At 72.8% G+C, this 12960-nt stretch carries 9 protein-coding genes and 1 pseudogene; 4 read left to right on the top strand and 6 right to left on the bottom strand.

What is annotated here, in order from left to right:
- Positions 1-19: 19 nt before the first annotated feature.
- The 3 genes and pseudogenes from OHA72_RS18030 to OHA72_RS18020 form a co-directional block, all read right to left on the bottom strand.
- Positions 20-562, bottom strand: a complete 543-nt coding sequence (locus OHA72_RS18030) for a hypothetical protein (RefSeq protein ID WP_327008976.1) — start codon at positions 560-562, stop codon at positions 20-22.
- Positions 559-2817, bottom strand: coding sequence for an ATP-binding protein (locus OHA72_RS18025; RefSeq protein WP_327011590.1), 2259 nt, complete (start codon positions 2815-2817; stop codon positions 559-561). The genes OHA72_RS18030 and OHA72_RS18025 overlap by 4 nt, the downstream gene beginning before the upstream one ends.
- Positions 2818-3009: 192 nt before the next feature.
- Positions 3010-3619, bottom strand: a pseudogene (locus tag OHA72_RS18020) (AfsR/SARP family transcriptional regulator); the annotation flags it as partial.
- Between OHA72_RS18020 and OHA72_RS18015 the strand changes: the two are divergent.
- Positions 3518-4600, top strand: coding sequence for an alpha/beta fold hydrolase (locus OHA72_RS18015; protein ID WP_327008975.1), 1083 nt, complete (start codon positions 3518-3520; stop codon positions 4598-4600). The pseudogene OHA72_RS18020 and the gene OHA72_RS18015 overlap by 102 nt on opposite strands.
- A 714-nt stretch (positions 4601-5314) precedes the next feature.
- Here the strand turns inward: OHA72_RS18015 and OHA72_RS18010 are convergent.
- The gene (locus OHA72_RS18010; protein WP_327008974.1) at positions 5315-8491 is read right to left on the bottom strand and encodes an efflux RND transporter permease subunit; all 3177 of its coding nucleotides are present in this window, start codon (positions 8489-8491) and stop codon (positions 5315-5317) included.
- A gap of 98 nt (positions 8492-8589) precedes the next feature.
- On the opposite strand from OHA72_RS18010, the gene OHA72_RS18005 reads away from it, so the two are divergent.
- Both OHA72_RS18005 and gltX read left to right on the top strand, forming a co-directional pair.
- A complete protein-coding gene (locus tag OHA72_RS18005) occupies positions 8590-9081 on the top strand; it encodes a MarR family winged helix-turn-helix transcriptional regulator (protein WP_327008973.1) in 492 nt (163 codons plus the stop codon).
- A gap of 48 nt (positions 9082-9129) precedes the next feature.
- Positions 9130-10512: a glutamate--tRNA ligase gene (gltX, locus tag OHA72_RS18000; RefSeq protein WP_327011589.1), complete on the top strand. Its 1383-nt coding sequence runs from the start codon at positions 9130-9132 to the stop codon at positions 10510-10512.
- Between the two features lie 88 nt (positions 10513-10600).
- Here the strand turns inward: gltX and OHA72_RS17995 are convergent, their stop codons facing one another.
- Complete coding sequence (locus OHA72_RS17995; protein ID WP_327008972.1) at positions 10601-10984, bottom strand: DUF4440 domain-containing protein; 384 nt, start codon at positions 10982-10984, stop codon at positions 10601-10603.
- 44 nt (positions 10985-11028) lie between these two features.
- Here OHA72_RS17995 and OHA72_RS17990 point away from each other — a divergent pair, with 44 nt between their 5' ends.
- Positions 11029-12315: a cellulase family glycosylhydrolase gene (locus OHA72_RS17990; protein ID WP_327008971.1), complete on the top strand. Its 1287-nt coding sequence runs from the start codon at positions 11029-11031 to the stop codon at positions 12313-12315.
- On the opposite strand, the gene OHA72_RS17985 is transcribed toward OHA72_RS17990, so the two are convergent.
- Positions 12290-12952 carry a hypothetical protein gene (locus tag OHA72_RS17985; RefSeq protein ID WP_327008970.1) on the bottom strand — a complete coding sequence of 221 codons (663 nt, stop codon included), beginning with the start codon at positions 12950-12952 and terminating at the stop codon, positions 12290-12292. The genes OHA72_RS17990 and OHA72_RS17985 overlap by 26 nt on opposite strands.
- Between the last annotated feature and the right edge of the window lie 8 nt (positions 12953-12960).

Here is a 12960-nt window from a genome sequence, read left to right as displayed (position 1 = left end):
TCGTTTCCCGCGCCCCGGGTCAGTCTCCGGAGCAGCCGAAGAAGTAGATCTGATCGGGCCCGCCGTCGGCGTAGACGATCAGGTGACGCCCGACGCCGCGGTCGGTGAGCAGGGGGTTGAGGGCCTCCGGCGGGTCGGGCTCCAGCCGGGCCAGGTCGTCCGCGGTCGGGCGGGCCGTGCCGAAGAACCGGGCGCATTCGGCGTCCGTCACCTCGAACGTCCTGCCGAACGCCCGCCGGTCCGCGGGATCGCCGGTGCCCACCTGGAAGATGTCCAGGATCGAGTGCGTCATGCTCTCGCGGACCGACTCGTCGGCCCACAGCTCGTCCTCCGTCGCCGGCTTCGGCCGGTCCCTGCCGTCCGGCCAGTAGTAGTCGCCCTCGGCGAGCACGCCGGCCCGGAGACGTTGGAGCGTGACGGCCACACTCTCGTGGAACGGGACCAGATAGTCCCACCCTGACGCACCCACCCGAACCTCCAGCTCTGCGGCGTTGCGCAGATCCTGCCACGCGGAGCGGGCCGCCGCCGTCCCGTCTCTGACCCGCCGGGCCCGGCGGGTCATGCCAGCGCGTCGAGGTACTCCGCGACCGGACCGAACGTGAGCACGCCGGACTGGGCGCCGGCGTGCTCGGCGGCGGCGGGGAGCAGGGCCGCGTGCAGGGTGCGCATCGTGGGCCGGTCGTCCAGTGCCACCGCGGCCTGGGCGGCCAGGCACAGGCGTGCCTCCAGCAGCGCGTCGTGCGGCGACGGGGCCAACGCGCGCAGGGCGGCCAGCGCCTCGCCCGGCCGGTCGGCGCGCAGCAGGAGCAGCGGGCGGACCCACGGCTCGTAGGGGCCCCAGCCGCCGCCGGCGTGGATGCCGAGGCTGAACAGGGACAGGCTCAGCAGGCCGTCGGCCATGCCGGGCATGTCGGCGCGGGCCAGGCCGGCGTGCGCGGCACGGTACGCGGGCTCCGAGGGTTGCCGCAGTGCGGCGTACAACGCGGTGAACACGCCGACCAGGGGCAGGTCGTACCGTGCGGCGAGGGTGTCGGCGGCGGTGGCGTGCGTCCCCGCGAGGGTCAGGTCGCCGAGGGCGGCGGCGGACTGCAGCTGGATCAGGTGCCCGAGGACCTCGAACGTGACCAGGTCGTGGCGGGCGCCCAGGTCGGTGAGCTCGGCGCCGACGGCGGCGCGGGCAGGTGCCAGCCCGGGCCGGTGGAACGTGTGGATGTAGCGGGCGTTCAGGGCGAGCGCCAGCTGCAGCGGGTCCCCCGTGGTCCGGGCGATGCGCTCCGCCACGATCGCCGCGAGCAGGCCGCGGTGGGTGGTGGTGCCGCGCAGTTCCAGCGCGAGGGTGCTCAGGAGCCGGCCCCGGTGCGGCTCGTCGAGCGGGCCGGCGAGGGCGCGGGTCGCCGCCTCGACGAGAAGCCCGGACAGGTGCTCGTCGTCGTTGCGGGGCCAGACGGCGGGGACGTCGAAGGTGGTGAGGGCGGCGGGGTCGGGGGCGACGGCGGCACGCAGGCGGCGGGACTCCGCCATGTGCCCGGTGACGGCGAGGGCGCGGGACAACCCCATCAGCGCTCCGGGGTCGTCGCCGGCCTGGCGCCAGTACCGGGCGGCCTCGTGCGGGTCGCCGCGGCGTTCGGCCTGGACGGCGGCGGCGCGGGCGTAGCGGGCCGCCGCGGCCGCGTGGCCGGGGCCGGCCTGGCCGAAGTGGTGGGCGAGGGACCCGACGTCGGCGGGGTGGACGCGGGCGAGCGCGAGCCCCGCGTCGGCGTGCCAGGCGCGGCGGCGCAGGGCGGACAGGTCGCCGTAGATGGTGTCGCGGGTCAGCACGTGGGTGAAGCGCAGCCCGCCGTCGGTGAGGAACCCGGCGTCGACGGCCGGGTCCAGGGCGGCCGGGTCCGCGACGAGGGCGGCGAGCACGTCGGGGTCGACGTCGCGGCCGAGGACGGCGGCGAGCCGCAGCGCGGTCTGCGCGTCCGGCGGGAGCTGGGCGAGGCGGTGGCGCAGCACGTCGCGTACGCCGGCCGGCACCGTCTGCAGGGCGGCGTCGCCCTCGTCCTTGACGAGCCGGGCGAGCTCCCGCACGAAGAACGGGTTGCCGCCGGTGCGCCGGTGCACCGCCGCCGTGTCCAGGTCACGGCCGGCGACGGCGCGGGCGAGGGTCGCGGTCGCGGGCTCCGGCAGGCCGCCGAGGAGAATCCGCATTGGTTCGGCGCGGGCGAACCGGGCGAGCGCGGCGGTCAGCGCCGGACCGATCTCGGTGGCGCGGAAGGTACCGGCGAGCAGCACCGGCCCCGTGGCGGGGCCGCGCTCGGCGAACAGGTCGGCGAGCAGGTCGAGGGTGCCCTCGTCGGCGCGGTGCAGGTCGTCGGCGATGAGCAGCACGGGGTTGGCCCGGGCCGCGGCGCTCAACGCCTCGACGGTCGCGCGGCGGCGGCGGAAGCGGGCGGTGGCGGGGTCGCCGACCGGGACATCGGTGGCCCTGCCTTCGGTGGCGGCCTCGCCTTCGGTGGCTCTGCCTTTGGGCGCCTTGCCTTCGGGGGGCCGGCCTTCGGGGGCCGGGGTCTTGGTGGCCGGGGTCTCGGCGGCCCGGACTCCGGGGGGCGGTTGCAGGATGTCGGGGTGGACGGTCGGGGCGCCGTCGTGTTCGGGGGCGTGGCCCCACGACGTCGTCCAGCCTTCGGCAGCGAGGTCGCGGGCGAGGGCCGAGACCAGCGCGGTCTTGCCGGCGCCGGGTTCGCCGGACACGAGGGCGAGGACGGGCCGGCCCTCGGAGACCGCCTGCGCCGCCGCGGCCCGGAGGCGGTCCAGCTCGCCGTCCCGGCCCACCAGGTCCGGCGCCCGCGACGGCGACCACGGCCGGGACGGCAGGCCCTGGGCCGGCAATGACCGCGCTCCCTGGTCCGGCCATCGGGCTGGTTGCGCATCGGCGGGGGCGCCGTCCAGCCGTGGCGACTGGGTGAGGATGTCGCTCTCCAGGGCGCGCAGGGCCGGCCCCGGGTCGATGCCGAGCTCCTCGACCAGCACCGCCCTGGCCCGGCGCAGCGCGGCGAGGGCGTCGCCCTGGCGGCCGGAGCGGTACAGCGCGAGCGCCAGGGACTGCCAGGCGGTCTCCCGCAGCGGGTGCGCGGTCGTGTGCGCCTGCAGCTCGGTCGCCGCGTCCGCGGGCCGGCCGAGGGCGAGCAGCGCCGCCGTGCCGCTCCACCGCGAGGGCCCGCAGCTCGTCGAGCCGGTCGATCTCGGCGCGGGCCCAGGGCGCCGCCGCGAACTCGGCGTACGCGGGGCCGCGCCACCACCCGAGCGCCTCTGCCAGCAGCGGCAGCGCGGCATCCGGCGGCAGGTCCCGGGTCGCGTCCACGGCCGCCTCGAACCGCCACGCGTCGACGTCCGCGGTGCCGGGGCGTAGGGCGTACCCCGGCGGCTCCGTCACCAGCAGCACCGGCGGCCGGCGGGGCGCCCGGTCAGGCTCGACCGCGCGCCGCAGGTCGGCGACGAACGTGCGGATCGCCGCGACCGCGCCGTGCGGCGGATGCTCCGGCCACAGATCGTCGACGAGGACACCGACGGGGACGACCCGCCCGCGGGCGACGACGAGCCGGGCGAGGACGGCCCGCTGGCGGGCACCCTGCATCGCGACGGGCCCGGCGCCGGTCTCGGCCTCCACCGGACCGAGCACGCCGAACCTGGTCACCCCAGCAATCTACTGCTCATCGAACACTCATCGGCGCCGCGCAGGCTGTGCCGCATGAGGATCAACGGCTTCGACTACCAGCAGGTCCCGGTCGCCGACGGGGTGACCCTGAACACCGCGGTCGGCGGCGACGGCCCGCCGGTCGTGCTCCTGCACGGCTTCCCCCAGACGCACCTGATGTGGCGGCACGTGGCAGCGGACCTCGCCGCCGACCACACTGTCATTTGTCCCGATCTGCGCGGGTACGGTGCCAGCAGCAAACCTGCGGGCACCGACGCGTACGCGAAGCGGGTCATGGCCGCCGACGTGGTCGCGCTCGCCCGGGCGCTGGGCCACGACCGGTTCGCCCTGGCCGGGCACGACCGGGGCGCTCTCGTCGCGTTCCGGGCCGGCCTCGACCATCCGGACGCGGTGACGCACCTGGCATCCCTCGACGTGCTGCCGACGCTGGACATGTGGGACGTCATGCACGGGACGACCGCCGCGATCGGCTTCCACCTGTACCTGATGGCCCAGCCGCCGGGCCTGCCGGAGACGATGATCGGCGCGAGCCCGGACGCGTTCTTCGGCTACTTCCTCGACCTGTGGGCGCGGGACCCGGCCGCGATCCCGGGCGCGGTGCGGGAGGCGTACCTCGCCGCCAGCCGCGCCGCCGTCCCGTCGATCGTCGCGGACTACCGCGCCTCGGCCGGCGTCGACGTCGAGCACGACCAGGCCGACCGGGCGGCGGGCACGACGCTGCGGATGCCGGTCAGCGTGCTGCAGCAGGACTGGGGCGCCGCCCTCGGCTTCGACGCGGCGGCGTTGTGGCGCGCCTGGGCACCCGACCTGGAGCACACCACCGTGACCTGCGGGCACTTCATGGCCGAGGAAGCGCCGACGGAGGTCGTGCGGGCGATCCGGGCCCTGCTCGCCCGCTGACGCATCGGGACCGGGACCGGGACCGCGGACGCGGGCGGGGGGCGGGGCGCGGACGCGGGCGGGGACGCGGGCGGGGGCGGGGGCGGGGGCGCGGACGGGGGCGGGGGCGCGGACGGGGGCGCGGACGCGAGCGGCGCGGGGCTGCCACGAACCCGCGGACGTGGACACGAGCGGAACTTCCACGGCGCGCGCAAGCGCGAACGCAAGAGCGAGCGCGACGCAAGCGCGATGCGAGCGCCCGTTCGCGGTCCTCGACCGCCGCCGCACGCTCTCGATCCACGAGCGCGTTCGCAGGCCCTGGCCCCCACCGCACGTTACCGACCCGCAAGCGCGTTCCGGGACCCTGACCGCCATCGCACGTTCCCGAGTCGCGAGCACGTTCCCGAGCCCCGATCGCAACCGAACGTTCCCGAGCCGCGAGCACGTTCCCGCGCCGCGAGCGCGTCCCAGACCGCGCGTTTCCGGGCCTCGACCATCGTCGCGCGTTTCCCGACCGCGGGCGCGAACACACGTGCGTGACCAGGAACGCGACCGGCCACCCCGCAGCTCGCGAGGTGGCCGATCGGACGTCAATCGCGATACTCACGCTTGAGGCCCGGACCCGCACCGGCGCTTCCGCTCTTCGTTACGGTAGCGCCGGCTACCTAATTTTCCGACGGAGCCGTCACCGACTGTAGTACCAGCCGGTGACGGCCCGGCAATGCGTCCGGCGGGTCAGTGTGACGGTGCCGGTTCGAGGGGGTCGACGCGGTGCCTGCCCTCGCCGTCCTCGTCGGAGACCGGGGCCTCGGGGGCGGTGACGGCGGCGTGCCGGCCCTCCCGCTTGAGGCGGCGGCGCTCCTTCACGCCCTCGATCATCGTGTACAGCGTGGGCACCAGGACCAGGGTCAGCAGGGTTGAGCTGACCAGGCCGCCGATGACGACGATGGCCAGGGGCTGGGAGATGAAGCCGCCCTCGCCGGTGAGGCCGATCGCCATGGGGGCGAGGGCGCAGATCGTCGCGACGGCCGTCATGAGGATCGGGCGGAGCCGGTGCCGGCCGCCTTCGATGACCGCCTGGCGGACGGGCATGCCGCCCTCCCGGTACTGGTTGATGAGGTCCATCAGCACGATCGCGTTGGTGACGACGATGCCGATGAGCATCAGGACGCCGATCATCGCGGGCAGGCCGAGTGGGGTGTTCGTCGCGAGCAGGAGCAGGATCGCGCCGGTCGCGGCGAACGGGATCGACACCAGCAGGATGAACGGCTGGGCGATGCTGCGGAACGTCGCCACCATGATGATGAAGACGATCGCGATGGCGGCGAGCATGGCCAGGCCGAGCTGCGCGAACGCTTCCTGCTGGTCCTGGGTGACGCCGCCGAGGGTGACGGTCGCGCCTGCCGGCAGGGTCAGCTTGTCGAGCTTCTTCTGCAGGTCGGCGGAGACCGTGCCCAGGTCGGAGCCGGTGGACCGGCCGGTGACCGAGGCGCTGCGGTTGCCGTCGATGCGGGTGATGGCGATCGGGCCGGCACCCTCCTTGACGTCGGCGACCTGGTCGAGCCGGACGAACGGCGTCGTCGCGCCCTGGACCGGGATGGCGAGGGCCTTCAAGGCCGCCAGGGTCGCCGGGGGCGGGCCGGAGCGCAGGATCAGGTCGCGCTGCTGGCCGTCGACGGTGAGCTGGGCGAGGTTCTGCCCGCGGTAGGCGGCGCTGACGATGCCGCCGACCGCCGCGTCGGACAGTCCGTACTTCGCGGCGACGTCACGCTTGACCTTCACGTCGACGCGCGGGTTGCTGGCCGAGAGGTTGCTCTCCACGTCGGCGATCCCGGGGGTGCCGGTCATCGCCTCCTGCGCCAGCTTGGCCGCGGTGGCCAGGTCGTCGGTGTTGTTGGCCTTGACGACGACCTCGAGCTGGTCGGTGGAGCCGCCGCCCCCGCCGCCGGCGGCGATCTTCACGGTGCCGAACGCGGCCTGGTCGGTGACCTGCTGGCGCAGCTGCTCGATGACCTTGTCGACGTCGGCGTCCTCCTTCGCGGTGACCGAGAAGTTGGACGTGTTGCCCGACTGGGCGCCGGCGAAGCCGAAGCCGGCCGAGGCGCCGACGGTGACCTGGTAGGACTCGATGTCGCCGCGGGCGCCGAGGAGGTCCTCGACCTTCTTCGCGGCGGCGTCGGTGACGGCGAGGCTGGAGCCGACCGGCAGCTCCTGCGAGATGGAGAACTCCGTCTGGCCGCTCTGGTCGATGAAGTTGGTCTTGAGCAGGCCGGCCAGGCCGATCGTCACGAAGAACACGAGGATGCTCAGGCCGACGGTGATCCAGCGGGTACCGCGGCTGCGGGTGACCCAGGAGATGACCGGCACGTAGGTGCGCTGGAGGCGGCTGCGCTCCTCCTTGTCCAGCGCCTTGGCGAGGATCGCCTCACGCTCCAGGGCGCCGACCTGCTTCGGCGGGCGCAGGAACCAGTACGCGAGGACGGGCACGACGGTCAGCGACACCAGCAGCGACGCGAGCAGCGCCACGGTGATGGTGATCGCGAACGGGCGGAACAGCTGCCCGGCGAAGCCGCCGACGAGACCGATCGGGAGGAACACCGCGACCGTGGTCAGGGTGGAGGCGACGACGGCGCTGGTGACCTCGCGGACGCCGGTGAGGATCGCCTGGCGTTTCTCCTCGCCGTACTCCAGATGTCGTTTGATGTTCTCGAGCACGACGATGGAGTCGTCGACGACCCGGCCGACGGCGATGGTGAGCGCGCCGAGGGTGAGCAGGTTCAGCGAGTAGTCGCCGACCCACAGGCCGATCAGGGCGACGACGACCGACAGCGGGATCGACACCGCTGTGACGATCGTCGAGCGCAGCGATGTCAGGAAGATGAGGATCACCAGGACGGCGAAGAGCAGGCCGAGGGCGCCCTCGGTGCTGAGGCCCTTGATGGACTTCTCCACGAACGGCGCCTGGTCGAAGACCGAGGTGATCGCGGCGTCGCCGCCGAGCTCCTTCTTCAGGTCGTCGAGCTTGTCCTGCACCTCGTGGCTGATCTTCACCGCGTTGCCGTCGGGCGACGCGGTGACCGCGATGCCGAGGCTGGGCTTGCCGTTGGTGCGGGTGATCGACGTGGTGTCGGCGGTCTTGAGCTCGACCTTCGCGACGTCGCCGAGCTTCGCCGTCGGGGTGACGTTGAGGCCCTTGAGGTCCTCGAGGGTGCTGAGGGTGCCACCGACCTGCACCGCGAGGGAGCGGTCGCCCTCGGTCAGGGTGCCGGCGGGGAACGACACGCCGTTGGACTTCAGCGCGGCGGTCACCGACTGGGCGTTGACCCCGGCCGGGAAGGCCTTCGCCGGGTCGAGCGTGATCTCCACGTCCTGCGTCGCCGCGCCGGTGACCTCGACGGCGCGGACGCCCTCGATCCCCTGCAGCGCGGGCACGACGATGGCGTCGAGCTGCTGTGCGAACGCGACCTGGTCGCCGGACTTGCTGGCGGCGAGCACCACGGCCGGCAGGTCGTCGGTCGAGCCGGCGATGACCTGCGGCTCGACGGTCGACGGCAGCGTCGACTTGATCCGGTTGATCGCGGTCTGGATCTTGTTGGTGATGTCGTCGATGGACGAGCCGAACTCGAAGGACACCTGGACCGTCGCGACACCTTCACGCGTGGTGGAGGTGATGTCGGTGAGACCGGGCACGCCCTGCAGGGCGTTCTCGATCGGCGTGGTGACCTGCTCCTCGACGATGTCCGGTGACACGCCCGGGTAGGGCGCCAGCACGAACGCGGCGGGGAAGTCGATCGACGGGATGAGCTGTTGTTTCAGTGACGGGATGGCAATGGCGCCGAAGCCCAGGACGACGATCGCGATGATCGCGACCAGCCCCCGGTTCGCCAAACTGAGCCGGGCGAGGAACGACATGTCTGGAGTCTTCTTCCGATCGGCTAAGACAGACGTTAGTTCGTGTGATGCTAACCGTTCGCCTCGCGCAAAGTTTTTCCAGGGAGTAAAACATTCCTGTGACGACTCTCAGGGAAGCGCTGCTGCTGCGCGTGATGACGGCCGAGCAGCGTCTGCGCACCCTGTTCGCCTACGACCGGACCAACCGGATTTTCTCAGTAAACCTCACGATGCAGCAGCTCAAGGTGCTAATTCTGCTCAGCCGGCACGACGGGATCCCCTCCCAGGAGCTGACCCGGCACCTCGGCGTGACGTTGGCCACGCTGTCCGGCATCGTCGACCGCCTCGTCGCGCCCGGCTACGTGACCCGCACCGAGGACCCCCACGACCGCCGGATCCGCCGCATCCACCTGTCACCCGCCGGGCGTGAGGTGCTGACCGAGATCATGGACAGCGGCAACCGGGCGCAGCAGCGGCTGCTCGCCCGCCTCGACGACGAGACCCTGCTCATGCTGGAGACGGTGCTGGAGCGGCTGCTGGAAGCGGCCCGCGCCGACGCCCTGGAGCAGGGCATCGTAATCCCGGATGACCTCGAAAATCACAGCCACTAGTCTGGAGGTGTGACGGTTCGCGTGCGTTTCGCCCCCTCCCCGACCGGGATGTTCCACGTCGGCGGTGCCCGTTCGGCCCTGCAGAACTGGATCTACGCCAAGCAGCAGGGCGGGGTGTTCGTGCTGCGGATCGAGGACACCGACGCCGCGCGCAACCGTCCGGAGTGGACCGAGGGCATCATCAACGCCCTCGCGTGGATCGGCATCGCCCCGCAGACCTATGAGGGTCCCTACTTCCAGTCGGCCTACGCGGAGGCGCACTCCGCCGCCGCGCACGAGCTCTACATCGCCGGCAAGGCGTACTACTGCGACTGCACCCGCGAGCAGGTCCAGGAGCGTTCGGGCGCCCAGTTCCGCGGCTACGACGGCTTCTGCCGCGACCGCATGCTCGGCCCCGGCGAGGGCCGCGCGCTGCGCTTCCGCGCCCCCGACGAGGGCTCGACCGTCGTGGTCGACCTGGTCCGCGGCGAGCCCACGTTCGACAACAAGCTCATCGAGGACTTCGTCATCGCCCGCGCCGACGGCTCCGCGGTGTTCCTGCTCGCCAACGTCGTGGACGACATGACGATGGGCATCACCCACGTCATCCGCGCCGAGGAGCACCTGCCCAACACGCCTAAGCAGCAGCTGCTGTGGGCGGCGCTGGGCCGCACCCCGCCGGTGTGGGCGCACGTGCCCGTGGTGGTCAACGAGAAGCGCCAGAAGCTGTCGAAGCGCCGCGACAAGGTCGCCCTGGAGCAGTACCGCGACGAGGGCTACCTCGCCGAGGCGATGCGCAACTACCTGATGCTGCTCGGCTGGGCCCCGTCCAACGACCGCGAGATCGTGCCGTGGTCGGTCATCGAGGACGAGTTCCGGCTCGAGGAGGTCAACCCGTCGCCGGCGTTCTTCGACGAGAAGAAGCTCCGTGCGTTCAACGGGGAGTACATCCGCGCGCTGTCGCCGGACGCGTTCGCGGAGGCGTGCCGGCCGTGGCTGACCGGCACCCCGGTCGCGCCCGGCGGGACCCCCGTCGCCGCTCCCCCGTGGGACCCGGCCGACTACGACCCGAAGGTGTTCGACGCCCTCGCCCCGCACGCGCAGACCCGCATCGCCCTGCTCGCCGAGATCGTGCCCAACGTCGACTTCGTGTTCCTCGCCGAGCCGATCGTCGACGAGGCCGCCTGGGCGAAGGCGATGAAGGACGGCGCCGCCGACCTCCTCGGCGCGGCGGTCACCGCGTTCGAGACGGCGGCGTGGGACGCGGAGTCGCTGAAGTCGACCCTGGAGGCCGTCGGCGCCGAGCGGGGGCTGAAGCTCGGCAAGGCGCAGGCCCCGATCCGGGTCGCGGTCACCGGCCGTTCGGTGGGGCTGCCGCTGTTCGAGTCCCTGGAGGTCCTCGGCCGCGACCGCACCCTCACCCGCCTGCGCGCCGCCCTGCAGAAGCTCTGAACGTCGCCGACCGGCAGAAGCTCCGAACGTCGCCGACCGGCAGAAGCAGAAGCTCCAGAAGTCCGGCAGAAGCAGAAGCTGCAGAAGTTCAGCGTTCGTCGTCCCACGCCATCGAGGTGATCCGCCATCCCGATGGCGTGCGGACGAACTGCGTGGAGATCCGGCCGACAGCCGCGAAGGCCACCCCGTCCTGCACGCCCCGCTTGTCGTACACCGACCAGCGCTGCGCGACGTTGCCGAACGCAGTGGTCTCCCCGGACAGCTCCGACTCGTGGAACCGCGTCAGCGCCCCTGACTCGACCAGCGCCAGCCGAGGAGCGATGAACGCGTCCACGGTCGCCACGTCAGGTGCGCCGACGGCCTTGACCAGCAGTCCCTCCGGCACGAACAGGTCCCGGATCGCGTCGTAGTGCGGGCGTTCGCCGGGCTCGAACGACACGGCCCGGAAGAAGTCGTGCAGCAGCGTCTCCATGTCCACGTGTGTAACACGGCCCGGCGCGGGTAGCGGTTCGCCTCGTGAGAAGCCTGGTCTGTGCCTTCGGGGTCGCTGTGCTCGCCGGTGCCCTGCTGGTGCCGGCGACCGCGCACGCCGAGACGGCCGCCCCGCGCACCGGCATCCAGGTGCGCGACGGCCGGCTGGTCGAGGCGACCGGCAGCGACCTCGTGCTGCGCGGCGTCAATCACGACTTCATGTGGTACCCGGACCGCAACGGCTCGTTCGCCGGGATCAAGGCCGCCGGCGCCAACGCGGTGCGTCTCCCGCTCGGCATCGGCCACCAGTGGCGGGAGAGCGGCGTCGAGGACGTCGCCAAGGTCGTCAGCCTGTGCAAGGCGAACCGGCTGATCTGCATCCTCGACGCGCACGACACCACCGGCTTCGGCCAGGACAAGAAGGCCGCGACGATCGCGCAGGCCGTCCAGTTCTGGCTCGGGGTCCGCAGCGCCCTCATCGGCCATGAGGACCACATCATCGTCAACATCGCCAACGAGCCGTTCGGCAACGGCGCGACGATGCCGTGGGTACAGCAGACGTCCGACGCGATCCGTGCGCTGCGGGCCGCCGGTTTCCGGCACACGCTGATGGTCGACGCGCCCGGCTGGGGGCAGGACGAGTCGTTCGTGATGCGCGACAACGCCGAGAAGGTCCGCGACGCCGACCCGACCGGCAACACACTCTTCGACATCCACATGTACGGCGAGTTCGACACCGCCGCGAAGGTCAACGCGTACCTGAGCTCGTTCACCGACCGCCGCCTGCCGATCCTCGTCGGCGAGTTCTCCGGCGAGCACCAGTGGGGCGACCCCGACGAGGACGCGATCATGGCGTACGCCGAGGCCCGCGAGCTCGGCTACTTCGGCTGGTCGTGGAGCGGCAACGACAAGCAGTTCAGCTACCTCGACCTGGTCGACGACTTCGACGCGGGCCGGCTCACCGCCTGGGGCCGCCGGTTCATCTCCGGCCCGAACGGCCTGAACACCGACACCCGTGAGGCCACGGTCTACCGGTCCGGTACGGCCGCCGCCCCGGCCCGCGCGCCGCAGCAGGTGCGGGTCACGGACGTCACCGCCTCGACGATCACCCTCGCCTGGAAGCCCCGGCGGTACGCCGTCTACCAGGTCGTCGCCGTCGACGGCGCGGTGGAGACCCCGGTGGCGACGACGAGCCGGCCGACGGTCACGCTGTCGCGGCTGCGCGGCTCGACCGACTACACGTACGCGGTCTACTCCCGGGACCTGCTCGGCACCCGCTCGCCGCGCTCGACCCTGGTCGCTGCCGTCACACCTCCGGCCCGCCCCTCCTAGGCCACACCGCGGCGGTCAGGAACCCGGCGAGGGCCAGCCAGAACACCGCCAGGACGCCCAGTTGCAGGGCCACGTTGTGCCAGGCGCCGTCGGTGCCGTCGGTCATGCCGAGCGGGCGGGGCCCGCTGACCCACCCGTCGATGGGGCCGTCCGGGCGTTCCTCCGCGCCGGCGCTGACCCGTTCGACCTCGAACGACCCGTCGCCGGCGCGGAACGTGCCCTGGCACTCGAAGCCGTGCTCCAGTGGGGTGCACTCGGTGACGGTGAGCGACCCGTGCACACCGCGCCCCTCGACCGCCTGGTAGAAGTCCTCCAGTGCCCGCGAGCCGTCGTAGGCGAAGGCCAGGGCCCCGACCAGGAGCGCCAGGGCGGTGCCGCGGGTCCAGCCGGACCAGTCGCGGGACCGCCACGCCGGCAGCGGCCCGCCGCGCAGGACGTTCACCCCCCAACCGGCGGCGACGACCCCGACCAGGAACCCGGCGGCGGCGTGCCCCTGCTGGACAAGGATGCGGTCGTCATCGCCGTAGCGTCCCTTGAGCTCCTGCACGACGATGAAGGCGTAGCCGCCGTAGCCGAGGCAGACCACCGCGGCCAGCCCGACCCACCCCGCGGCCTTCTGCCGGACCGTGATCTCCACGCGCCGAG

Source organism: Dactylosporangium sp. NBC_01737 (assembly GCF_035963215.1).
Taxonomy (GTDB): domain Bacteria; phylum Actinomycetota; class Actinomycetes; order Mycobacteriales; family Micromonosporaceae; genus Dactylosporangium.
The sequence above is the reverse complement of the archived record's forward strand: the minus strand, read 5'-3'. Positions and strand labels throughout refer to the sequence as shown.

What these genes read in the sequence shown, in the direction of transcription:
- OHA72_RS18030 (WP_327008976.1), bottom strand. Translation starts at nt 562, where the DNA reads ATGACCCGCCGGGCCCGGCGGGTCAGAGACGGGACGGCGGCGGCCCGC.
- OHA72_RS18015 (WP_327008975.1), top strand. Translation starts at nt 3,518, where the DNA reads ATGCTCCGGCCACAGATCGTCGACGAGGACACCGACGGGGACGACCCG.
- OHA72_RS18010 (WP_327008974.1), bottom strand. Translation starts at nt 8,491, where the DNA reads ATGTCGTTCCTCGCCCGGCTCAGTTTGGCGAACCGGGGGCTGGTCGCG.
- gltX (WP_327011589.1), top strand. Translation starts at nt 9,130, where the DNA reads ATGTTCCACGTCGGCGGTGCCCGTTCGGCCCTGCAGAACTGGATCTAC.
- OHA72_RS17995 (WP_327008972.1), bottom strand. Translation starts at nt 10,984, where the DNA reads ATGGAGACGCTGCTGCACGACTTCTTCCGGGCCGTGTCGTTCGAGCCC.